This window comes from Chryseobacterium sp. ERMR1:04 (assembly GCF_001297705.1).
Taxonomy (GTDB): domain Bacteria; phylum Bacteroidota; class Bacteroidia; order Flavobacteriales; family Weeksellaceae; genus Chryseobacterium.
In genome coordinates this window covers 612,378-636,058 of the sequence record NZ_LIRF01000004.1, presented here as the reverse complement: position 1 = coordinate 636,058, position 23,681 = coordinate 612,378, and the positions used below count along the sequence as shown (strand labels likewise).

Genomic DNA, 23,681 nt, shown 5'->3' with positions numbered 1-23,681 from the left:
TCGTACCACCTAGGGAGGAATAACGAAGTCAGCAACTCCGGCAAGTTTATCCGGTTCAATTCCTGGAGCGAATGTTCCACATTAATTTTTTCTTGATGATTACTTTTATAATTAAAAACCCGATAAAATAATTTTATCGGGTTTTTGTGAAAAAATATTAAAATTTGAATGTTTTAATTTTTTACCACACATAAAAAGAAAAGAGCAATACCTAAATATTGCCCTTGTTTTTCATTTAATGTTTTTCATCTTGTGTTTAGACTTTTGATGTTGGATAAAGTTTATACGTTTAACCAAAATTAACATTTCATCATTGTGTGTTTTGTAAAATTTATCAATGTGTTTTTAAAGAATTCTTACCTAAGTAATTTTCTAGTTTTGAACTTATATCAGAAAAGAATGAGGGCAGTATTCTTATTGATATAAATTTTTCATCATTTGTGTTTTTTAAAAGCTTTACTCTTAACACTTGATTAATTTTACTGTGACAAATAGAAGCAAAAATTTTTCGATATCAAAAAAAAAGGCATACCATTTATATACCACTTTTATTTAATTAATTGATAATCAGTTAAATGAATTATGCTTTTAAACTGTTTAATTAGTTGGAAAAATAATTTAGATTAAAATATTGGGTTAAATACCATCAAATATTTACCATCAAAAACATTTTTGTCTGATCATGTATAGAAAAATAAGTATCATTTTTTGATTGTAGAAAGGATACTTCATGAAAAATTTACGAGTCTTCATATCATTGATTTTTTTAGCATAAAAAAAACTCTAAATAAATATTTAGAGCCTTCTGTCAAAACCTTATTATGATAATTAGCTTTCGTTGTTATGATAGCAGGAGGGTAATACAGAAATGAGAATATTACCCTTTCTCAACTATTCATTTTCATCATTTTGTGTTTTTAATTTACCGTTTGGGTTTGGGAACTTTTAATCCGGTAATTTTTCATTTGTGTGTTTTATAAATCTTTATGATTTGATCTGATTGATTTTTCATCATTTGTGTCGAATGTATTTTTATCAGATCATCCATTGACTTACTGGTACAAATAGAATCAAAAATCATGAAAACATAAAAAAAATAGTATACCATTTGTATACTATTTTAATTCAACTATTTGATATGTAATTGTTTAATTTTATCTACTCTTTATTTACGACCAGATTTCTTAGCCATATTCCCATGTCTTCTTCTGTTTGCATACTGAATTTTTTACGCAAATTTTGTTTTCTGTTACGTATCGTATTTACAGATTTAAAAGTATATTCTGCAATGTCCTTAATCGTAAAGCCTAAAAAGGTGTAGGCACATAGAATAAGTTCGGATGTTCTTAAATTACGACTGTGTTCCAAAAGTTTCTTTTGAAATTCCGGATATACTTCTTGAAAACGGAAATAAAATGAAGGGTCATTTTTCTTGGCTAATTCTATTACATCCGTATAAGCATCATTTACTTTTTGTTGAAGCTCCTGGGTTTCAAAACTTTTTTGATAAATAATTTCTTCTTTATCCTGCAGTGAGCTGGTTGCTTCTTTAATAATTGTTTCCTTATGCTTAAGATTCTTCCTCAAGATCCTGTAAATAAAAAAGAACAGGATGATTAATACGAGAACGCCGATTGAGATCCATATTAATCTTTGCTTTTCAGAGGTTTTATATTCTTCTTCCTTATCTTTTAAAAGAATATCAAGCGCGTGCTCTACATTTTTATTTCTTTCTGTCAGTAGCTTTTTCTGCAGATCTAAATAAGTAGATTGGTATTCATTCTGTTTCTCTTTATTGCCTAATTTTCCGTACAGATCAGAAATCTTATCATACAGATCATTATTTACAAAATGGTAAGGCGTAATAGACTGATCTTTTATATTTTGGATAGCCTTTTCATAATAATCTATAGCCTCGTTATATTGTTTTTGACTAGCGTAGTAATCACCAAACGAAGTATAATTAAAGAAGAGGATGGGATCATTATATTTTTGGTTGATCTTGATACTTTTCTGATAATAATAAAAAGCAGAGTCTGGTTTTGTCTCAAGAAGCTCAGAACCTTTATATCTGTAAAAATCGGATAATTCTAAATGAGAATCTTTTTCTGGAAGTTTCTTTAGTTCATTATAACATAACTGAGAGTAATATTTCGCAGAATCGGGTTTAGTAGATCCAATATTTAAATAAGTTCTTTGAAGCAAAATGATAGCTTCTTTGTCATTTTCCCCTTTCAATAGCTTTACAATGCGAGGTAATTCTTTGTCGAACTGGGAGGTTAAACCCAAACTGTAATAGTTAAAAGCTTTTACTTCTTTGAGCTGTGCCTGGATAAGCTTACTCTTTTTAGAATACGGCTCCTGATACGCTTTATTGATATAGATAAAACTTTCTTTTTGTAATTCTAAAAAAGATAAAGCACGGGCTATATTATAATAGCATTCTGTTATTTTTTTTGAGTCACCAGATTTTTCTGCTAAAACACTTGCTTGTTTAGCATATTTTAATTGATCCAGGTTGTTGAATTCCTGTCGGCTTTTTTCTGCTTTTTGTAATAAATTATCTATTTTCTTAAACTGATCTTGGCAAAACGCAAAGTTGGAAAGAATAATAGCAAAAAATACGATGCCGTTTCTTATTAAATTATTTGTTGTGATCATACTAACTTTCGCCCCTTAAAGCTGTATAATTATTATTGGGATTATTACAAATTTAAATAATTAAACTGAAAGATATAGTATATAATATTTGTTTTCATTATTTGATTAATAATGTAAATGTAATGGGGTTGAATTTGATTGTTTTTTGAAGTTACAGGAAGTATCTGTAGAAAAAAGAAAATTAATAGTGGAAGGGCAAGTACTTGGGTTAGAAATATTACCCTTTCTCAGCTATTAATTTTCATCATTGTGTGTTTGTGTTTTGCATCATATAAAATTGGGATATTTTATAGATACGTTTTTCATCATTGTATTTTTAACTTACTTTTTTACGAGGGCATAATCCGGTAAGTTGTCTTTCATTTTTAATAGGTCTTTTGGTGAATCTGATTATTTTTTCATCATTTGTTTGGGAATATTTTCTTAACCAGATCCTTCGATTGACTTACTGGTACAAATAGAAACAAAATTCATGAAAAAATTAAAAAAGTAGCATACTATTTATATACTACTTTTGTTTATTGTGCTTGTTTTCAGTTGTTTAATTTTATTTATTCTCCTCGTTAATTAAGTTTCTTAACCAAATTCCCAGATCTTCTTCTGTTTGCAGACTAAATTTTTTCCTTAGATTTTGCTTCCTGTTACGAACAGTATTTATAGATTTAAAAGTATACTCTGCAATATCCTTAATATTGAACCCTAAAAATAGATAGGCACAAAGTACAAGCTCGGAAGTTCTTAGATTTTGGTTGATTTCTAATACTTTTTTTTGAAATTCCGGGTAAACTTCTTGAAAACGGAAATAGAAGCTGGGATCATTATTATTTGCTAAGTTGATGACTTCTGTGTAAGCGTCGTTTACTTTTTGTTGAAGCTCTTCAGTTTCAACATTCTTTTTTGAAATTATTTCTTCTTTTTCTTGTAAGGTGCTGGTATATTTTGTGATGGTTGTTTCTTTATGTTTTAAATTCTTTCTCAGCAGATTATAGATAAAGAACAAGATGATAATCAGAGCTAATATTCCACTAAATATCCAGGTATATTTTTTATTTTGAATAGAATTGTATTCATTTTTTTTATCGTTTAAGATAACATTGAGTGCATAATCTACATTCCTGTTTTTTTCTAATGTAAGCTGATGCTCTTTTTTTGAATATATTTCAGCAAACTTACTTTGTTCATCTTTATCTCCTAAAATGCCATATATATTTGATATTTTTAGATTAATATAATTAAAATGTGTTGGGTTTGCAGAATAGTCTTTCATATTTTGAATTGCTTTTAAATACAATTCTAATGCTTTTTCGTATTGTTTTTGATTTTCGTAATAATTTCCAAATAGCATGTATTGGTTAAAAAGTACGGGATCTTTATATTTGATTTTTAGGTCGTAGCTCTTTTTGAAATAATATAAGGTAGAATCTTTCTGACCTTTTTTCATAAAGGCGTTGCCCAGTGCTACATAAAAACTAGAAATTGTGATATATGCATTTTTCTCTGTTAACTTTTTTATTTCTTGACCTCCAAGTCTGTAATATATAAATGCCGAATCTAGTTTATTATCATCAAAATATTTATTTGCAATATTGGCATAAGTTTTTGCCATTATTTTGATAGAGGAGGAATCTTTTTCTGCTTTTAAAAGATATAAAATTTTCTTTCTTTCCTTTAAACACAATGAATTTAAGGATAAAACAGAGTAGTTATAGGATTTTATTTCTAGTAATTTTGCCTGGAGAAGAGGTGTGTTTTTTGTGTATTCTAAGGAGGAGGCCTTTTGTATATAATAAAGACTCTCTTTTTGTAATTCGAGACAAGATAATGCTCTAGCTAGTATGTAGTTACTTTCGGCTATTATTTTTGTGTTATTACTTTTTTCTGCAAGAACATTTGCTTCTTTAGCCAATTTTAACTCTTCAAAATCTCTGTATTTTCTATGGCTTTTTTCTGCCTTTTCCAGTAATTCATCAATTTTTCTTACTTCGCGATTCTGAGATGCGAAGAAATTGGATACTAGAAGAAAAATAATAAATATATAGTTTCTTACGAAGGATTTTTTTTTGATCATATCACTTTTGCCCCTTAAAAATGGATGATTAGGATAAGGCAAAAATAGGTAGTTATTTCAAATATAAATCGATTAAGGTTTATTTCAATGAAATTTATGATTTCAATAAATAAAATTAATTGATACGGTTTTACGGATTGTAATTATGAAGATGATGGATAAAAAAAGAAAACTAATAGTGGAAGGGTAAATACTTGGATTAGAAATATTACCCTTTTTCCGCTATTAATTTTCATCATTGTGTGTTTGTGTTTTGCATCATACAAATAGGGGGCGATTTGCAGATACAGGTTTCATCATTTGTGTTTGTAAACTTACCGTTTTCTGCTTGGGACATCATGCGGTAAATTTTCTTTCATTTTTACTTTTTAATAAATCTTTAGGTTACTCTGATCATTTTTTCATCATTTGTGTCGGAGTGTTTCTTTAATCAGATTATCCTATTGATTTACTGATACAAATAGAAACAAAATTCGTGAAAATTCAAAAAAAACGGTATACCATCCATATACCACTTTGGGTTAACTGATTGTTGGTTAATCGTTTAATTGTATTTTCTCAAAATGATAGATTAATTTAATAGTTTACATTTTACAATTTATTCTGTTTTGAAAATTGATTTTTTTTAAAAAATTCCTATGCTGGAATGAATTTTATGAGCAAATTTCATAAAGTAGTATATATTATTTTAGTCATTCAGCGTAAAAAAAAGATAAGTTTTAAGTTGAAGTTTGGTGATTCGAATTTTATTAATGGATGGGTTAGAAAAGGAGCTGTATTTTCTTATGATGATTTTATAGGATCATAATACAGCTTTAGGAGAATTACACGCCAGATTTTATCATTTCGAATTTCTGCTTCAGATTTTTCCTATAGGAGATATTTGTTTCTTTATCATATGAATGGTAAAGAAATATATCGTTTGGTAATTAAAAAAAGTGAGATTGTTGCTTAAGATGCTTTTTATAGCAATGCTACAAAAATAGTATTGTAATCATCGTTAGCTAAATAAAGAGAAGGTTGGAATAAAAAAAGAAAACTAATAGAGGAAGGGTAAATACTTGGATTAGAAATATTACCCTTTTTTCCGCTATTAATTTTCATCATTGTGTGTTTGTTTTTTGTATCGTACGAAAATGGGGCGATTTTCTGATACAAGTTTCATCATTTGTGTTTGTAAACTTACCGTTTTCTGCTTGGGACATCATACGGTAAATTTTCTTTCATTTTTACTTTTTAATAGATCGTTAGTTGAATCTGATTATTTTTTCATCATTTGTGTCGGAGTGTTTTTTAACCAGATTCTCCTATTGATTTACTGATACAAATAGAAACAAAATTCATGAAATTATCAAAAAAACGGTATACCATCCATATACTACTTTAGGTTAACTGATTGTTGGTTAATCGTTTAATTGTATTTTCTCAAAATGATAGATTAATTTAATAATTTACATTTCACAATTTATTCTGTTTTGAATATTGATTTTTTTTAAAATTTAATATGATATAATGAATTTTATGACCAAATTTTATAGTGCATTATGTACTATTTTAATCATTCAACGTAAAAAAATAATACGTTTTTAAGTTGAAGTTTACCCGTCTGAATTTTATAAATGTATTGGAGAAGAATGGAGCTATATTTTCTGACTGCAATTTTATCAGACAAAGATGAAGTTTTAACGGAGTAGGAAGGAGTAAATATTTTTATGGCTTAGTGAGGGATAACTCTGTTGAGAATTTTTCGCTAAGATGACTAATTCTAATAATGAAGGATAAACAAAACAGTTTCTTCCAAAATATTGATAAATAAAAAAAAACAGGTGAATAATCACCTGTTTCGTTTATGCTAAAGCTTCGAATTCTACTTCAAAAGTCTTTTTCCATTTTGCCAAAGTTGTTCGGCTTATTTTATATTTTCTAGACATATAACTTGTAGAAAATTCGTGCTTCTTTTGATATTGCAAAAGCTTGAGCATTGTTTTCTTGTCATACGTTTTTAACTTCTGGTTGTTTTTTTGAGCTTCTTTTGATTGCTCAAATAACTTCTCATTAAAATTTAACACATCTTCACTGCTGTTCAGATTGTTCAGAAGTTCTTTTATTTTTGGATCTTTTAGCTTTTCAGGATGTTCTAGCCTTAGCATGTCCTGATAGATTCTTGTGTAATTAGGGCGCATGAGACTTCTTTTTATTCGTTAATATTATTGTTTTTCTGTAACCAACGGTGAAGCGTACTCTTTGGAATTGAGTATTCTCTAATGACTTCACTTTGATTCATCTCACCGGAAAGAATTCTTTTAATAATAAATTCTTTAATTTCCTGCGTGTATATGTTTTTTCTGAAATAAGGTATTTTTTCAGATTTATTATGATTTTTATTAACTGCTGAAGGAGGTGCATACAAAATAAGATGCGAACTGTAGAGTCTGAAAAAATCATATTCTAATAATTTGCACCATCTTAGCAACAGCTCTGTATCCATAGATTTGCTTGCTAATAATTCTTCTACAACTTCTTCATCTTTATGTAAGAAATTACAGATTCTTTCCATCGTAATCTCTTGCTCGGCAACTCTTTCCTTAATGAATTGTCCTATATGTATTTCTTTGTATAACATTTATTTAATAAATATTTTTTTGTATTAAAACTCTGCCTTTAAAGAAAGAATAGATAGATATTATATTTTTTTTAACGGACCTTTTATGAATCAGTTTTTTTTATTCAAAAATAGTGTTTGAATGCAATTGTTGTAATAGTATAAAATCTGTGTAGATTTTACTTACCGCAAAAATTTCAGTAAAATGAATATATGGTTTACTAAAAAATCATTACTATATAAGGTATAACGATTTTTTGTTTCAGGTAGTTTTTATGTAAAGAATTCTTGCTTATTTCAATGCTTTTAGCGAGTATTCTTTTTTTTGATTCTCATCCAGTTCGCTTAATAAAACCTATATACTTATTTCAAACTTTCTTTTTTATAAGTATGAATAATATATTTACCTATTAAAGCTTTTTCATGCAATTTTCTTTATATAATTTGTTTGCTGTGATCCATCTCAATTCTCCCGTTTTTTCAGTCATTTATTTAAATAATTGCTTGAAAAAAAATATCAACTTCTCTGGTTTCAAATATATAAAAAATAGGAGTTAAACCAAAAGATTGAATTAAAAAATATTGTTAAAAACGAAATTTTAGTTAAAATTTAACATAATAAATCAGCTTATTGGTGAAGTAATGTCACTTTCCTCCTTTATGACTAGGGATTTGAGCACATCTGCAAAATCTGATTTTATAATTGTTTAAAGTACTTGAAGTACATACCTTTGCAGCGAAATGAATACTTATCTTACTATTTTCGATTTTTCAAAGAAAATAAATTACAAAAATGAGTTACTGGCAGGCTTTACAGTAGCGATGACCATGATTCCGGAATCTTTGTCGTTTGCAATTTTGGCAGGCCTCTCACCATTAACAGGATTATACGCTGCATTCATGATGGGGTTGGTAACTGCAATTTTAGGAGGCCGACCAGGAATGGTTTCTGGGGGAGCAGGCGCTACTATTGTTGTTTTAATTGCTTTAATAAAAACTCATGGGATAGAATATCTTTTTGCAACCGTTGTTCTTGCCGGAATTTTTCAATTGTTAGTTGGCGTTTTCAAATTAGGAAAGTTTGTTCGTCTGATTCCCCAGCCTGTAATGTATGGTTTTTTAAATGGTTTGGCGGTTATCATTTTTATGGCGCAGATCGAGCAGTTTAAAATCACAGACAGTAATGGAGTTGTCAGTTGGCTTCAGGGGACATCCTTATATATTATGGCGGGATTAACTGTTGTAACGATTGCTATTGTTTATTTTTTTCCTAAAATAACAAAGGTTATTCCAGCTTCTTTAGTTGCTATTGTAATTGTCTTTGGAATCGTTTTGGGATTTAATATTAATACAAAAACGGTTGCAGATATCGCTAGCATCAGTGGAAGTCTTCCTAGTTTTCATATTCCGCAGATTCCATTTTCATTAAAAACATTAGAAATTATCTTTCCGTATGCCATGATTATGGCAGGAGTGGGGTTGATAGAATCTCTGCTTACTTTATCAATGGTTGATGAGATTACAGATTCCAAAGGAAACGCAAACCGTGAATCTGTGGCACAAGGAGTCGCCAATATTACCAACGGATTTTTCGGAGGAATGGGAGGTTGTGCTATGGTAGCACAGACTTTAGTAAATTTAAATGCCGGTTCAAGAGCGAGGTTATCCGGAATTATAGCATCCATTACCATTTTAATGATCATCTTGTTTGGAGCTCCATTTATTGAAAAAATTCCGATGGCAGCTTTGGTGGGAGTTATGATGATGGTTGCAATAAGCACTTTTCAATGGGTATCGATTAGAATTGTGAATAAAATGCCTAAATCTGATATTTTTGTAGGGATTACGGTGGCTTTGATCACCATTGTTTTACATAATTTGGCGTTAGCTGTTCTAATAGGAGTGATAATTTCTGCATTGGTTTTTGCTTGGGATAATGCGAAAAGAATTAGAGCAAAAAAATATGTTGATGAAAAAGGAGTTAAGTACTATGAAATATATGGACCTTTATTCTTCGGTTCTGCAACAGCGTTTACAGATAAATTTGATCCTGCAAATGATCCTGATGAAGTCGTTGTAGATTTCAAAGAAAGTAGAATTGTTGATATGAGCGCTATTGATGCTTTAGATAAATTGTCAAAAAGATATGCTCAACAAAATAAAAAATTATATTTAAAACACTTAAGTGAAGACTGTAGAAAAATGCTTAAAAATGCAGAAGCAATTATTGAAGTTAATATTCAGGAAGATCCTACGTATAAAGTAATGCCTGAAGAGTAGGAGAGTTGTAGGGTGCTAGAGTTTGAGGGTTTATGAGTGTAATTGGATTGTAATTTGGATGATAGAAATTTAAAATAGTATGCAAACATCTGTGTAGATATGTGAGAAATAAAATTTGAAGTAAGAAGAAAATCTGCGTAATCAGCAAAATCAGCGAGAGAAAAAAATGACCATTCACTCCATAACCCAAACAAGGACTGCAAAATAAATTTACAGCCCTCGCTTTTTAAGTTATTACTAAATTTGAAATAAAATCTGGCACTAAAGCATAGTGCGACAATTTCATACTGATTGAAGCTCTACCACTCGTCAACGTTCTGAGATCAGAAATATACCCGAAAGTAGAAGCTAAAGGAACTTCCGCAGTGAATATTTTTCTTCCTGACCTTTCATCGATAGAAGTAATAATTCCTCTTCTCTTGTTGATATCAGCCGTTACAGCTCCCGTGTATTCTTCAATACTTTGAATCTCAACTTGCATGATGGGTTCCAATAATTTGGGTTTGCATTGTTTCGCAATTGCTTTATATCCATCTCTTGCAGCAGTTTCAAAATCATAAGCTGCAGAATCTACGCTGTGTGTGGAACCATCCAAAAGACTTACTTTCATATTTTCTAAAGGATAACCACTTAGCGGACCATTTTCCATGGCGTCTCTAAAACCTCTTTCAACATAAGAAATGAATTCATTAGGAATCACTCCGCCCTTAATTTTGTTGATGAATTCCAAACCGGGTTTATCATTTTCTCCAGGTCCAATCTCAAAAGTGATGTCTGCAAAATGTCCGCTTCCACCGCCTTGTTTAACGAGTTTTTCTCTGTGAGTTTTAGTCTCCGTTAAAATTTCTCGGTAGAAAACTTTAGGTTTTCCCTGATTGATCTCAATTCCGTGATTCAATCTGATCTTTTCTAACGTTACTTCAAGGTGTAATTCACCCAAACCACTCAATAAAGTTTCTCCCGTTTGTTGGTCTCTTTCAACAACCAACGAAGGATCTTCTTCCTGAATTTTAGCCAACACCAAGCCGAAGGATTTCTCATCAGCATTCGTTTTGGGTTCAATTGAAACTCGGATAACCGGAGCCGGAATGGTAATCGCTTCCAATACAACAGGTCTTTGAATAGAGGCTAAAGAGTCTCCTGTTTTAGCATCTTTTATTCCTGTTAAAGCGATGATGTCGCCCGCTTTTGCTTCTTCAATGGTTAACGTTTTATCAGACTGCATTTGCAAAATCCTAGATATTCTGAAGTTTTCATCGGTCCTTACATTAAGGACAGTATCACCGGATTTTATCTTTCCAGAATAGATTCTTATCATAGCGAGTTTTCCCATATGTTTATCAATTACCACTTTGAAAACCAATCCTGAAAAAGTCTCTTCTTCATTTCTATCCAACTCAATGGTTTCTTCTGTTGCAGGATTTTTTCCTTTAATAGGAGTCAATTGATTCGGAGCAGGAAGATAACTTACAATCGCATCCAGTAAAGGTTGAACGCCTTTATTTTTAAAAGCAGAACCACATAAAACAGGAACAATTGTTCTTGACTGGCAAGCTCTTTTTATCGCTTCAATAATCATTTCCTCAGAAATTTGAGTTTCAGAATTCATAAAGGCTTCAAAGAAGGTCTCGTCATATTCAGCCAATGTTTCCATTAATTTTAATCTGAATTCATCAGCTTCTGCTTTATAATTTTCAGGTATTTCCTTTTCAATAATGGTTTCACCATTTTCATCCATCCAATACAAAGCCTTTTGTTTGATTAAATCAATCACTCCTTCAAAATCATCCTCAGAACCAATCGGAATTTGTAAAGCCAAAGGAACTGCATTCAGTTTAGTTTTGATCTCGTTTAAAACCGCAAAGAAATCAGCGCCAATTCGATCCATTTTATTGATAAAACAAATCTTTGAAATTCCATGTTTCTCTGCTTGAAACCAAACATTCTCAGTTTGTGGCTGTACTCCCGAAGAAGCGCAAAAAACAGCGACAACGCTATCTAAAATGCGTAAAGAGCGCTCAACTTCCACGGCAAAATCAATGTGTCCCGGAGTATCAATAATGTTGATATTAAAAACATGTTGATCTTTTTTCCATTGGGTAGAAATGGCTGCAGATGAAATGGTAATTCCTCGGTTTTTCTCCTGAATATCTTTATCCATCGTTGTATTTCCATCGTCTACGTTTCCTATTTTGTGGATCATGCCTGTGTAATACAGTAATCTTTCTGTTAACGTTGTTTTTCCGGCATCTACGTGTGCTATTATCCCTATATTTCGTGTGTTGTATTTCATTTTGTTAAATTTAAATTGTTGATTTTTAAGGTGGTATTTGGATTTTTAAGCGTAAAAATTCGTTAATCCTACCATTTTATTTTAATAAGAAAATTTTTCTTTGCGTTAAAAATTGAAGACAACCAACTTGAATTTTAGAAAGCTGAAAGTAGGGTAGCAAAAAAGACCTATCTGGATAGATAGGCCTTTAATTATATTTTGATTTTATAAAGGTCGATACTATTCAGATAAATATTCAGTGCTACCAAAGAACACAGCTCTGATAGGATTGTTTAAAGTTATAATATTTATCATTTTTGTTGACATTGTTGATTTTTAATCGGTTGCGAAATTATAAAAAAAAATGAAACAACAAAAACTTTTCATCATTTTTTTTGAATTAAGGTAAATCTATACATAATTTGCCAATACCTGTACAAATCATAAAGTTTCATAAAACAGAGAATGATCACTTTGGATTAATGATAAAAATTTTATCTTTGGGAAGAATTGAAAAATTCAACACAAATGAATGATAAGAAAAATTAAAAATCTTTTGTAACAAAAAGAGCTGAATAAAACTTTTAACTTATATCGTTTTGAAAGTAGATATAGACATTCACAACCACCATCATTTTTCTTTTGATCTGTGGCTTACCTTAATAAAATCTCATCCTGAATTTAAAGCAAAAAGAGTTGAGATGTTTTCCTCGTTTTTTAACATTGATAAACCTATTGAAGAGGTTACGAAAGTCGTAAAATATTACGATGATCTTTGTAATAACATCAATGAGGTTCTAGGAGGGAATATTGATACTTTTGAGATCTATTTATTGATCTTAGGATCATTGAACATTGATTTAAAACAGATTAATCAGGATGTATTAAACCAATTCTATGCAAAGAGCGAGGCGCTTTTTCTGGAATATAAACCCGTTATTATATTTGAAAATATTCATCAGTTTTTTGATGAAATTAAAAATCAGGGAAAGACCATTAATATTTTAAGCAATACAGGATTTATCAAAGGGAAAACGATGAGAAAATTTCTGATCAATGAAAATTTGGATCAGTATATTGATTTCCATATTTATTCTGATGAATTGAATATTTCTAAACCCAATCCTCTTGTTTTTCAGGAGGTAAAGAATAGAGCAAATCAAGAATTGGAGATGAACCAGATTCTACACATTGGAGATAATCCGATTGCCGATTATAAAGGAGCAAAGGATTTTGGATTTAACGCATATTTACTAAAAAACTAATAGAAATGAATAAAAGGTATAGTTTACACCACATTCATTCGGCGGATGAGTTTACTTTTTCGCCCGCAGAATACAGCTATTTCAAGTATGGCGATAAATCATATGCTGAAAAATTTGCAAAGGAATTATTTGAAGGATTTATCTCTGAACACGAAGGAATTTTAAACACAGAGAAAGAAATTGTGGTCTTGCCAAGTCCTTACATGGCGATTCCTACAGCCTCTAATTTTCTATGTTTTTATTTTAAAAAGTATCTGGATTTTTACTTGTTTCAGAAAGGAAAAAAATCGAGTATTTTATCAAAAATTAATAGAAATCATACCTACACTACAGATTATGGGAATTTGAGTTTTGAAGACCGTAAGAATCTGATAGCCAATGATACCTATTATCTGGATAAAGATTTTTTAAGAGGAAAACTTTGTATTTTTATAGACGATATAAAAATTACAGGAAGTCATGAATATACAGTGAATAAAATTCTTGATGAGTTTAATGTAGAAGCTGATTTTTTATTCATGTATTATGCAGAATTAATGAATTTTGAATTGGATCCTACGATTGAAAATTTCTTCAACTATTATGCAGTGAAAAATGTACAACATGTAGCGGAAGTAATGGTGAAACCGAGTTTCCAGTTCAATACAAGGATTGTAAAATATATTTTAGGCCTAGATTCAAGTAATTTTGAGTATCTTACGTCTAAAGTAACAAAAGAACATATGGATAGTTTGTTGGAACTGGCAATCAGCAACAATTATCATTTAATAAAAGAATACGAAAACAATATAAACACTTTAACGCAAACTGAATTATATTATGGCTATTAACTTACAAAAAGGACAAAGAGAAAACATAAATGCCCCTAAATTTACGATCGGTTTAGGATGGGATACCAACAATACTTCTACAGGAGGAGCTTTTGATTTAGATGCTTCTTTATTTTTATTAGGAGAAAACAAGAAATTGGTTTCAGATAACCATTTCATTTTTTATAACAACCTGGAGTCTCCGGATAAAGCAGTGATTCACTCAGGAGATAACTTAACAGGTGATGGAGACGGTGATGATGAGCAGATTAAAATTGATTTAACTAAAATTGATTCCGCAATCAAGGAAATCACTGTAGTTGTTACCATTCACGAAGCTGAAGCTAGAAAGCAAAACTTCGGACAGGTGAGAAATTCTTTCATCAGAATTGTAAATACAGAAACAAATGAAGAAATCTTAAAATACGAATTAGACGAAGATTTCTCTATTGAAACTGCCGTAGAATTCGGAAGAATATACAACAGAAACGGAGACTGGAAATTCGAAGCTGTAGGCGCAGGTCAGAGAGATGGTCTTGACAAATTTGTATCAATGTATCAATAATTTATTATGGATAATCAATCAAACCAACCAATTGATCCATTACAGTCAATTGAACCTCTTAAAACATTTGAGCCCGCACAGCCGAGTCAGCCTAATCCAGGAACTCCACCGGTTCTCGTAGATAGAGATGGAAATGTACATTTAGCTCAGATTCAAAGTGCAGACCTTCAGAAATATGAAACGGCTGCCAATGCCATAGATGAAACCAACCCTGGTTCTATCGTGAATTTTGGTTCTGAACTTCAAAAAACATTAGCCAACCAAAGTGATAGCTTTTTAAATAACGTAAGAAGATCAAATTCTGGCGAAGTAGGAGAGTTGATCAATAATTTATTGATCGAGCTTAATTACGTTGATGTAGACGAGATCAATGGAGGCAATAAAGTAAAAGGCTTTTTGAGTCGTTTGCCTTTCATGAAAAAAGTGATCACTCAGGTAGAAAACTTATTTGCTAAATATGATAAGATCGTTACCAATATTGACCAGATTTCGCATAAAGTAAATGCAGGAATCATTACTTCAACGAAAGACAACGCGGTTTTACAGACTATTTTTGATAGCAATGTAAATTCCATCAAACAAATTGAAGACCTTGTGATTGCAGGGAATTTAAGAATGGAAAAAGCGGCTGGTGAACTTGCACAAATGGAAGCAAATGTTCAGAATTATGCAGAGTATCAAATTGCTGATAAGAGAGATTTTATCAACAGATTAGATAGAAGACTGGCAGATCTTAAAGTCGTACGTTTAATTATGATGCAGTCTCTTCCACAGATCAGATTGGTTCAGAACAACAACGTTTCTATTGCAGAAAAAGCACAGACTATTCTTACCACAACGTTGCCTGTTTGGAAAAACCAGCTTTCATTAGCGGTTGCCATGCACAGACAGCAGCAAAATATTGAGATTCAGCAGAAAGTATCTTCTACAACAGAAGAGATCTTAAGAAAGAATGCAGAACGTTTGGGTCAGAATTCCGTAAATGTTGCCAGAGCTAATGAACAGACTATTGTATCTGCTGAAACATTGAGAGAAACAACAGCAATGTTGATTAATACTTTAAATGAAGTAAAACAGATTCAAAAGCAAGGGACAGAAAGCAGAAGAAAGCTGGATCAGGATCTACAGTCATTAGAAAGCGAATTAAAAGCAAATATTAGAGGTTAATAACAAGGTATTAAGGTGGATGATGAAGCAGTAAGCATACTATCTCAAAGCAAAAGAAGATTAACCAAGCTTAAACTTCTCTCTAATTTTTTTGAAAATGTTGACATAATATCAATCTATATTAAAACAGATATTATACACAATTTATTTCAGGAAAATAAGACGTTAGATTACAGTAAACTTGAGCTTTTTCACCTTCAGTATACCGATAGTTTAATAGAATTGCTAACCAAGATCAAAAAGAAAAAGGAAAACGATCTGTTGGCTGTTATTAACGAGATTAATATTAATAATCAATATATTGAATCTTTCGAGGAAAAGAAAGTTGATAATTTTGAAACGGACAGGAAAATCTACAGCGGTATATTTTCTCAACATTTAAGAAACCTGTATAAAGATCTTACAGAGGATAAATTTACCCTGAATTGGAATGATGTTTTATATTTTCACAAAAGATATGCAGCAGAATTTTACAGAACGGAAGCTGACGAGTCGAAATTAAAAGCAAAGACAGTTCCTTCTTACCAGTATCAGGATTATTCGATAGAAAGAAAATTATTGGGGAAGCTTAATATACAGAGTTTTAAAGTTCGTTTCGTGTGTGGATATCGTATTGGAAGAGATGAATATGAATTGTTCAAGATCTTTCAGTCTGATGAGCATTTTATTTTTAGTATTGAGGAAAGAAAGATGTATTTGGTTGATGATGAATTGTCTTATTTAGATACTTCTGAAAATGAATCTAATCAGTCTTCGATCATTAATCAGTTAAAAAGAAAAAATGAAGAATTGGAAGAAACCATCCACGAAAGAAAACGAACATTACCGGGTGATGTAGATTCTGTGTTGAAAGATTATCTCCGAAATCTCGAAAACGTAGATATTATGAATAAAATATTTGATGTGAATGAAGAAACAAATATTCTTCGCGCCATGTTGAATTTAAATTTAAATAATTAAAAAGTAGAATGGCTAATTGTTTTTGGCATTCTATCAATAAAAAAATAATAAACAACTAAACATTAAAAGATGGCTATTAACTTACAAAAAGGTCAAAGAATAAACCTTACGAAGGAAAACGGGTCGGCTCTTACACAAGCTTGTGTGGGAATCAACTGGGGAGCAATTGAGAAAAAAGGTTTTTTTGGGACTAAAAAAGAAGCAGTAGATTTAGATGGAAGCTGTATTTTATATGATTCGAATAAAAATGCTACAGAAGTAATTTATTTCGGAAACCTAAAATCTAAAAATGGTTCTGTAAAGCACAGTGGAGATGATTTAACAGGAGATGTAGACGGAGATGACGGTCTTGATAATGAAGTAATCACGGTTGATTTCAGTCAATTAGATGCAAGTGTAGAGCACGTTGCGATGGTGCTAAACAGCTATAGAGGTCAGGATTTCGGAACAATTCCTTTTGCTTCTATCCGTATTTATGAAGGAAGCCCTAAAAATGTAAGAGAGGTTTTTGCTAAATATGACATTGCGAATGATGCATCTTTTAAAGGTCATGTTTCTATGGTAATGGGCGTTTTCTATAAGAGAAACGGAGAATGGAAATTCAACGCAATTGGAGATCCTACAGCGGATAAAAAATTGGAAGAAACGATAAAGACCGTTCAGCAAAAATATTTGTAAGAAATTATAAATCAATAAAATAAATAAAACGGCAATAATTGTGTATCATACAGTTATTGCTTTTATCATATAAAAGCACATATATAGTGGAACAACATCAAAGTATTTTAGAATTACACCCTGGCCTGGTCTGGGGATTTGCGATAACGGTGGTTATCATGTTACTCCTGGATTTAGGGGTTTTCAATAAGAAGAGTCACGAAGTTTCCTCTAAGGAAGCTACGATTTGGTCAGTGGTATGGATCTCGCTGTCTATGGTTTTCTCAGGCGTTGTGTATTGGGTTTATAATTCAGATTTAGGTCCGGGAAGCCACGCATTAGCAGTAGAAAAATTCACGCAATATCAAGCAGCCTATTGGGTTGAAAAAGCACTGTCGGTAGATAATTTATTTGTATTTATCCTTGTTTTCGGATTCTTTAAAGTTCCTAAGTACCTTCATCATAAGGTATTGTTTTGGGGTATTATCGGAGCCTTGATATTCAGAGCGATATTTATTTTTGCAGGCGTTGGTCTTATCAACTTAACGTATTTACCTGAGATGACTATTTTAGGAAAAGCAGTTCAGATTAATATTGTTATGGTACTTTTCGGTTTGTTTCTTGTGTATGCAGGTATCAAATCTTGGGGAGGCGGTGACGACGATGATGATGAAGATTACAGCAATACTGCAGGGGCAAGATTGATCAAAAGATTCTGGAAAGTTTCAGATAATTATGTTGGAGATAAATTCTTCACCGTTCAAAACGGAATTAAAATGGCGACTCCTCTTTTGGTGGTGGTAGCGGTTATAGAATTTACGGATGTACTTTTCGCAGTAGATTCAATTCCGGCGATCTTTGCAATCTCTAATGACCCGTTTATCTTATATACATCAAACATTTTTGCAATCTTAGGTCTTAGATCATTGTATTTCTTGTTGGCGAACTTCATTCACATGTTCAGCAAGTTGCCATATGGTTTAGCGATTATCCTATCTTTCATCGGGGTTAAAATGCTAATAGCACCATGGATTCACATTTCATCACCAGTTTCATTAGGAATTGTGGGTGGAGTATTGATAATCTCGGTTCTTTTATCAATCATCTTCCCTGATAAAGACGAAGAAAAAGAGAAAATTGAAGAATAATATCAATTATCATTAAAATATAGGAAGGCTTTACATAACGTAGAGCCTTTTTTATTTGCGTTAAAATTTATTTTAAATTATAAGATAACATTCATCATTCACTTGCGAAGCAAAATCGACAATCCTGTTTCTTTCGTTATTTATATTTCAAAAGCTTATTAATCTTCAATCTGGTTTGTAAAGACACTTTATAGGCTTCATTTCTGAGTTTCTGTATTCTCCCGACCGGTTGGAAGAAAGGCTTACTTTCAAAAGGATTAAAAGATAATAGTTCATTTTCACAAGAGCGAGGATTAAGAAGTGAGTCTTTCTCTATTTTTACTTCTCCGATTTTAATGAACGGTGCTTTTTTCCATTCAACATTCAGTTTATTGATGGGTTGTCTTTTTAAATCATAACAAACTTGAATAAGAATATCCGCAGTAAAATCATTTGACTTAAAATAATCTTCAAGGGCTTCTTTAGTTTTTACTTTCTTTCCAAAGTTTTTATCTATTCCTTTTGGACTCAGTTTTATTTTAATCATATGCTCTCCCAGACGGTAGGCTCCAACCGAATGATAATCAAAAGACAGAAAGAAATCATTTCTTTTAGTCCATAGCTTGATGATATTTTTGATAAACGAACCTGTTAAAGTTGATGGAATGATTTTTAAAACCTGCATTAGTAAAGAAAAAGAACTCCATTTTTTTACAAAAAACCGATTAACCGAAGTAAACAGTTTTAAAAAAGTACTCACAGAATTCACTGGGAATAATGGGAAATTCACCAAAGGATAATTGGCAATTAAACTTCCGTTTTCATCTTTTATTTTTACCGAAAAACCATACGCAGGAATGTCTTTTTTAGGATTTTTAATTTTAAGATGAGCATTGGAAAGCCTTATGGTTAAATCAAATTTTTCCTTGTCAAAAAACTGCTTTAGCTCATTGGGGATATTGGGATCTATAATGAATTCACCTTTTAGAACGGCATAGGTTTTAGCATGTGCATTTCTTGTAGCGTGGTTAACGTCACTTATTAAAGAAGATTGCTCTACAAAATCTGCAATGCTTTTTTTACAGACTTCCAGAAGCTCTTTTTCCTCTTCATTAAGTTCGTCAAATTTCTTATTATATTTTATTGGATCTGGCATTTAGTTTTTAAATTCAATTATAACGCCAAGTTCTGAGATATGTGTTACGATAGTATTAAGCTTATTTGAATTTTTTGAGAGCTGTAAAATAAGAGCAATTATACAGCTATAAAACTTCCATCCTCTGGCTTCACTCTTCCATCTACAAAATCTTATCTTTGTAAAAAAAATCAATTATGGGAGTAGCAGATTTGTTATTTAAGCGTAAAAAAGAATTAGCGGAGAAAAACCTTAACGATGGTAAGGAATACATGGAGGAGTATGGTAAGAGAGAAAGTGTAGTGCAATTGCCAAGTGGTTTGCAGTATGAGATCATTACCGAAGGAGATGGTGCAAAACCAGGTCCTAAATCTATGGTTAAATGTCACTACCACGGAACTACGATTGGTGGAAAAGTTTTCGACAGCTCTGTAAAAAGAGGAACGCCAGCTTCTTTTCCTTTGAATAAAGTAATTAAAGGATGGACAGAAGCATTGCAATTAATGCCTGTAGGAAGTAAATGGAGATTAATCATTCCTGCACACTTAGCATATGGAGAGCAAGAAGTAAGCAAAGATATCGGACCAAACAGTACGCTTGTTTTCATCGTAGAATTGTTGGGGATTAAATAATCTTACCTTACTTATCAATAAAAAATTTACCTGAGCTTCGGGTAAATTTTTTTATTTGATTATATTCGTATAGCGTTAATCAAGTATGGTTAATTCTATTTTTACACAAATAATACAGCCCTGAATGAGAAAAATATTTTACCTTTTAACTGCTCTTAGTATAATCACTTCCTGTGTTTCTAAGAAAAATCAGGCGATAAACCAGAATATCCTTACGTTGAAAGACAGCTATTGTAAAGCACCTTTTCAATATAATTATTCTAATAAATTACCTTCTTACAATTCAGATTCTATTGTATTAGCGAATAAAGACTTGAAGCCCATGTTTTCTGATCAAAGCATTTTGATCTTGAATGCATTGGGTAATCTGGATGAGGTACATAAAATTATAGAGCTTAAAAAAGATTCTTCTCTAACCTCTCAGGTTAAAGTATTACAGCTTAAAACCATTATTAATAGTAAAATAACCATTTCTCTAACAGAATTGGATGCCGTTGCAGCAGAATTTGACTGTGAAGGAGAACGTGTGGCCCAAATTGGGTCTTATGTAGATAATCTGAATGATTCTAAAAGTAAGAAACTGATCTTATATTCTATTGTGGCAGGTGCTGCAGCCTCTATCGCAGGAGGAATTGTAAAAGATGATGCCTGGAGTAGCGCCATCGATATTGGTGGGGGAGCTCTGGGAGCAGGCTTTGGTTTGGCTACACTTAATCCGAAGGGGAAAAAAGTAGAATTTGTACACTCAAGAAATCTTTTAAGAGATGTTTGGAGAGAGAAATTAGAGTCTCCGAACTTTCCGCCCTTCATTTGGTATATGTATACCGAGAAGAAATTTTCAAATAAAGAGGCACATTCCATTATTCAGAGTATGAAAGAAAGGTGGTTGCATTATCAGTTTGATGACAGTAAAACACAAGCTGATCAATCTGTTATTTTCAGTGATGGTGGGTATTACAGGTCAGATGATCTTCATAATAGAGCAGCAATGTTGAACCAAATGCAGTCGGCTACACGAACGATTAATCAGAATATCAATTATTTACTGTTGGATTTGGACAAATTAATTCTTTAAGAAAAATTTAACTGTAATAAAATTTGTTACATTTGAAAATTGATGTATATTTGCCATGTAATTAAGATGAACAATACAAGATTTGCTACGGCGATACATATTATGACCTTACTGGCTAAAAGTCCGCAGGAGTGGTTAACTTCTGAGTGGATGGCGGGGAGCATCAATATAAATCCGGCGGTGGTACGTAAAGAGATCAGTGTTCTTAGAGAAGCAGGTTTAATTACAAGCCGAAAAGGTAAAGAGGGTGGAAGTCAACTTTCAAAAGGTGCAGATTCTATAACAATTTCTGAAATTTATTCAGCAGTGAAAAATTCTGAAGTGTTAGGAAAAAAGAATAATAATCCGAATCCTGTTTGCAGCGTCGGCCGTGAGATCAATAATCATCTGAATGATTTGTTTGTAGAAACAGATCAATTGGTGGTAAAATTTTTAGGAGATAAGTCATTGAAGCAATTCACAGATCAGTTCGATTAAAATTTTTTTACACCTAAATGTAACAAGATTTATTACAATTAATTTAAAATAAAATATTATGAAAAAAGTAGCAGTAATTGGGGCAACAGGATTTGTTGGAACTCAAGTCGTAAACGAATTAGCAAACAGAGGATATGCGGTAGAAGCTATCGTGAGAGATGCTTCTAAAGTGGAGCAGAATGAAAAAGTAACAGCAAAAAGTATCGATATCAATAACATCGATGAATTAGCAGAAGCATTAAAAGGAAGTGATGCCGTTATCAGCACATTCAACGCAGGTTGGACGAACCCAAATCTTTACAACGATTTCCTTACAGGTTCTGAAAACATTGAGAAAGCGGTGGAAAACTCTGGTGTTAAAAGATTGATCGTTGTAGGTGGAGCAGGAAGCCTTTACACGCCTGAGAATATTCAGATCGTAGACACTCCAGATTTTCCTGAAGCTTACAAACCAGGGGCAACGGCAGCAAGAGATTATTTAAATAAAATTAAAGAAAACAGCACATTAGACTGGACATTCTTTAGCCCTGCTATCGAAATGAATCAAGCGAATGTTGGAACAAGAACAGGAAAATACAGAACTTCTTTAGAAACTCCTGTGGTAAATGAAGAGGGAAGAAGCATTCTTTCTGTAGAAGATGTTGCGGTAGTTTTAGTTGATGAATTAGAGCAAAATAATCACATTCGTGAGCGTTTTACTGCTGCTTACTAATTAAAAAAGTCAATGATGTTAAGAAAGAAATTATTATCACTACTCACCTTATTGAGCTTTGTAAGTATTGTATTTGCCGGAAATTTGAAGATCAAAGTCTATAATCCGGGTTCGAAAGCGATTTTTCCAATTACCTCAACCATCATCTATGGAGATAAAGAGGCAATACTTATTGATGCACAGTTTCAAAAGCAATATGCTGAACAACTTGTAAAGGAAATTAAAGCAACCGGAAAGAATCTGAAAACGGTTTTTATCTCGCACAGTGACCCCGATTTTTATTTCGGATTGGATGTCATTAAGAAAGCATTTCCGAATGTGAGAATTATTTCCACCGCACAAACGGCTTATCTTATTTCTGCTTCAAAAGATGATAAACTGGCAGTTTGGAAACCTCAACTAAAAGAAGATGCACCTTCAGAAATTATTATTCCGGAAGCGGTAAATTCAATTCCTGATTTGGAAGGGAATACAATTGAAATTAAACAAAATCCTGATGATTCAGCGCATAGTTTTCTTTGGATTCCTTCTTTGAAAACAGTTGTAGGCGGTATTTCAGTTTCTGTAGATTCTCATCTTTGGATGACGGATACACAAAATCAAAAAGCAATTGACGAATGGATAGGACAAATTGATGCCATGAAAGCATTGAACCCTACACAGGTTGTCCCTTCACATTTTATAAAACGGTCTCTTTCACCAACTGCTCTTGATTTTGTTAAAAATTATCTTGAAAATTATAAGAAAGCAGTCACCGAAAATAAAACTTCAGAGTCGATTGTCAATTTTATTGTAGCGAAATATCCAAGCCTTCCTGGAAAAGATGAATTGGCGATGGGAGTTAAAGTTTTCTTAGGCGAAATGAATTGGGATTTAAGATCTCCTTACCCAGCCATCGGACGAAAAGTAGAAGTTAACTTTGGAACCACTCAATTTGTGTTAGATTTTAAAGATAATAAAACAATGTCTTTTGTCGGAGCAGGTGGAATTTCAGATACGGTTGAATACACTGCAACCGAAGTTTCTAAAAATGTCTTTATGGTCTATTGGAAAGAACCGAAGCTTGGTATCAACGTTGTGAATGTTCAGGATTATAATAAGAATATTATTTATTCGAATATCTTGAAAGCAGATGGATCATCAGATCATCCAAAAGGAACGATGAAAATTGTACAATAATTCTTTCTGACTGATATAAAAAAGTTTCGGCGGCACCA

19 protein-coding genes are annotated in these 23,681 nt (G+C 31.9%); 13 read left to right on the top strand and 6 right to left on the bottom strand.

Annotated features, from left to right (window positions below):
• Positions 1 to 1,158: 1,158 nt before the first annotated feature.
• From AMQ68_RS10315 to AMQ68_RS10300, 4 genes are all read right to left on the bottom strand, one after another.
• Complete coding sequence (locus tag AMQ68_RS10315; protein WP_054510539.1) at positions 1,159 to 2,661, bottom strand: tetratricopeptide repeat protein; 1,503 nt, start codon at positions 2,659 to 2,661, stop codon at positions 1,159 to 1,161.
• Between the two features lie 547 nt (positions 2,662 to 3,208).
• Entirely contained in the window at positions 3,209 to 4,729 is a 1,521-nt protein-coding gene (locus AMQ68_RS10310; RefSeq protein WP_123905661.1) for a hypothetical protein, read from the bottom strand.
• A 1,847-nt stretch (positions 4,730 to 6,576) separates the two neighbouring features.
• Positions 6,577 to 6,912: a hypothetical protein gene (locus tag AMQ68_RS10305; protein ID WP_054510537.1), complete on the bottom strand. Its 336-nt coding sequence runs from the start codon at positions 6,910 to 6,912 to the stop codon at positions 6,577 to 6,579.
• 11 nt (positions 6,913 to 6,923) lie between these two features.
• Positions 6,924 to 7,352 carry a transposase gene (locus AMQ68_RS10300; RefSeq protein WP_054510536.1) on the bottom strand — a complete coding sequence of 143 codons (429 nt, stop codon included), beginning with the start codon at positions 7,350 to 7,352 and terminating at the stop codon, positions 6,924 to 6,926.
• Positions 7,353 to 8,072: 720 nt separating this feature from the next.
• On the opposite strand from AMQ68_RS10300, the gene AMQ68_RS10295 reads away from it, so the two are divergent.
• Positions 8,073 to 9,611 carry a SulP family inorganic anion transporter gene (locus AMQ68_RS10295; RefSeq protein WP_054510535.1) on the top strand — a complete coding sequence of 513 codons (1,539 nt, stop codon included), beginning with the start codon at positions 8,073 to 8,075 and terminating at the stop codon, positions 9,609 to 9,611.
• Positions 9,612 to 9,837: 226 nt separating this feature from the next.
• Here AMQ68_RS10295 and fusA read toward each other — a convergent pair whose 3' ends face one another.
• A complete protein-coding gene (gene fusA / locus AMQ68_RS10290) occupies positions 9,838 to 11,904 on the bottom strand; it encodes an elongation factor G (protein ID WP_054510534.1) in 2,067 nt (688 codons plus the stop codon).
• A 578-nt stretch (positions 11,905 to 12,482) separates the two neighbouring features.
• Here fusA and AMQ68_RS10285 point away from each other — a divergent pair.
• From AMQ68_RS10285 to AMQ68_RS10255, 7 genes are all read left to right on the top strand, one after another.
• Positions 12,483 to 13,148 carry an HAD family hydrolase gene (locus tag AMQ68_RS10285; protein ID WP_054510533.1) on the top strand — a complete coding sequence of 222 codons (666 nt, stop codon included), beginning with the start codon at positions 12,483 to 12,485 and terminating at the stop codon, positions 13,146 to 13,148.
• A 5-nt stretch (positions 13,149 to 13,153) separates the two neighbouring features.
• Complete coding sequence (locus AMQ68_RS10280; protein WP_054510532.1) at positions 13,154 to 13,978, top strand: phosphoribosyltransferase family protein; 825 nt, start codon at positions 13,154 to 13,156, stop codon at positions 13,976 to 13,978.
• Positions 13,968 to 14,522, top strand: a complete 555-nt coding sequence (locus AMQ68_RS10275; protein WP_054510531.1) for a TerD family protein — start codon at positions 13,968 to 13,970, stop codon at positions 14,520 to 14,522. Before AMQ68_RS10280 ends, AMQ68_RS10275 begins: the two co-directional genes overlap by 11 nt.
• Before the next feature lie 6 nt (positions 14,523 to 14,528).
• Positions 14,529 to 15,689 carry a toxic anion resistance protein gene (locus AMQ68_RS10270; protein WP_185113396.1) on the top strand — a complete coding sequence of 387 codons (1,161 nt, stop codon included), beginning with the start codon at positions 14,529 to 14,531 and terminating at the stop codon, positions 15,687 to 15,689.
• Positions 15,690 to 15,704: 15 nt separating this feature from the next.
• On the top strand, positions 15,705 to 16,649 hold the full coding sequence (locus AMQ68_RS10265) for a hypothetical protein (RefSeq protein WP_054510530.1): 945 nt from the start codon (positions 15,705 to 15,707) through the stop codon (positions 16,647 to 16,649).
• Positions 16,650 to 16,718: 69 nt separating this feature from the next.
• On the top strand, positions 16,719 to 17,327 hold the full coding sequence (locus tag AMQ68_RS10260; protein WP_054510529.1) for a TerD family protein: 609 nt from the start codon (positions 16,719 to 16,721) through the stop codon (positions 17,325 to 17,327).
• Positions 17,328 to 17,413: 86 nt separating this feature from the next.
• Entirely contained in the window at positions 17,414 to 18,454 is a 1,041-nt protein-coding gene (locus AMQ68_RS10255) for a TerC/Alx family metal homeostasis membrane protein (RefSeq protein ID WP_054510528.1), read from the top strand.
• A 136-nt stretch (positions 18,455 to 18,590) separates the two neighbouring features.
• On the opposite strand, the gene AMQ68_RS10250 is transcribed toward AMQ68_RS10255, so the two are convergent.
• A complete protein-coding gene (locus AMQ68_RS10250) occupies positions 18,591 to 19,589 on the bottom strand; it encodes a catalase (protein ID WP_054510527.1) in 999 nt (332 codons plus the stop codon).
• 176 nt (positions 19,590 to 19,765) lie between these two features.
• Between AMQ68_RS10250 and AMQ68_RS10245 the strand changes: the two genes are divergently transcribed.
• From AMQ68_RS10245 to AMQ68_RS10225, 5 genes are all read left to right on the top strand, one after another.
• On the top strand, positions 19,766 to 20,200 hold the full coding sequence (locus AMQ68_RS10245; protein WP_054510526.1) for an FKBP-type peptidyl-prolyl cis-trans isomerase: 435 nt from the start codon (positions 19,766 to 19,768) through the stop codon (positions 20,198 to 20,200).
• A gap of 124 nt (positions 20,201 to 20,324) precedes the next feature.
• Entirely contained in the window at positions 20,325 to 21,275 is a 951-nt protein-coding gene (locus AMQ68_RS10240; protein ID WP_054510525.1) for a hypothetical protein, read from the top strand.
• 66 nt (positions 21,276 to 21,341) lie between these two features.
• The gene (locus AMQ68_RS10235) at positions 21,342 to 21,752 is read left to right on the top strand and encodes an Rrf2 family transcriptional regulator (RefSeq protein ID WP_054510524.1); all 411 of its coding nucleotides are present in this window, start codon (positions 21,342 to 21,344) and stop codon (positions 21,750 to 21,752) included.
• Positions 21,753 to 21,810: 58 nt separating this feature from the next.
• Positions 21,811 to 22,464 carry an NAD(P)-dependent oxidoreductase gene (locus AMQ68_RS10230; protein ID WP_054510523.1) on the top strand — a complete coding sequence of 218 codons (654 nt, stop codon included), beginning with the start codon at positions 21,811 to 21,813 and terminating at the stop codon, positions 22,462 to 22,464.
• 12 nt (positions 22,465 to 22,476) lie between these two features.
• Positions 22,477 to 23,643 carry an MBL fold metallo-hydrolase gene (locus AMQ68_RS10225; protein WP_054510522.1) on the top strand — a complete coding sequence of 389 codons (1,167 nt, stop codon included), beginning with the start codon at positions 22,477 to 22,479 and terminating at the stop codon, positions 23,641 to 23,643.
• The last annotated feature ends 38 nt before the right edge of the window (positions 23,644 to 23,681 follow it).

Bases quoted from the DNA above. Each gene is read 5' to 3' on its own strand.
- AMQ68_RS10315 (WP_054510539.1), bottom strand. From the start codon at position 2,661: ATGATCACAACAAATAATTTAATAAGAAACGGCATCGTATTTTTTGCT.
- AMQ68_RS10310 (WP_123905661.1), bottom strand. From the start codon at position 4,729: ATGATCAAAAAAAAATCCTTCGTAAGAAACTATATATTTATTATTTTT.
- AMQ68_RS10305 (WP_054510537.1), bottom strand. From the start codon at position 6,912: ATGCGCCCTAATTACACAAGAATCTATCAGGACATGCTAAGGCTAGAA.
- AMQ68_RS10300 (WP_054510536.1), bottom strand. From the start codon at position 7,352: ATGTTATACAAAGAAATACATATAGGACAATTCATTAAGGAAAGAGTT.
- AMQ68_RS10295 (WP_054510535.1), top strand. From the start codon at position 8,073: ATGAATACTTATCTTACTATTTTCGATTTTTCAAAGAAAATAAATTAC.
- fusA (WP_054510534.1), bottom strand. From the start codon at position 11,904: ATGAAATACAACACACGAAATATAGGGATAATAGCACACGTAGATGCC.
- AMQ68_RS10280 (WP_054510532.1), top strand. From the start codon at position 13,154: ATGAATAAAAGGTATAGTTTACACCACATTCATTCGGCGGATGAGTTT.
- AMQ68_RS10275 (WP_054510531.1), top strand. From the start codon at position 13,968: ATGGCTATTAACTTACAAAAAGGACAAAGAGAAAACATAAATGCCCCT.
- AMQ68_RS10270 (WP_185113396.1), top strand. From the start codon at position 14,529: ATGGATAATCAATCAAACCAACCAATTGATCCATTACAGTCAATTGAA.
- AMQ68_RS10260 (WP_054510529.1), top strand. From the start codon at position 16,719: ATGGCTATTAACTTACAAAAAGGTCAAAGAATAAACCTTACGAAGGAA.
- AMQ68_RS10250 (WP_054510527.1), bottom strand. From the start codon at position 19,589: ATGCCAGATCCAATAAAATATAATAAGAAATTTGACGAACTTAATGAA.
- AMQ68_RS10245 (WP_054510526.1), top strand. From the start codon at position 19,766: ATGGGAGTAGCAGATTTGTTATTTAAGCGTAAAAAAGAATTAGCGGAG.
- AMQ68_RS10240 (WP_054510525.1), top strand. From the start codon at position 20,325: ATGAGAAAAATATTTTACCTTTTAACTGCTCTTAGTATAATCACTTCC.
- AMQ68_RS10235 (WP_054510524.1), top strand. From the start codon at position 21,342: ATGAACAATACAAGATTTGCTACGGCGATACATATTATGACCTTACTG.
- AMQ68_RS10230 (WP_054510523.1), top strand. From the start codon at position 21,811: ATGAAAAAAGTAGCAGTAATTGGGGCAACAGGATTTGTTGGAACTCAA.
- AMQ68_RS10225 (WP_054510522.1), top strand. From the start codon at position 22,477: ATGATGTTAAGAAAGAAATTATTATCACTACTCACCTTATTGAGCTTT.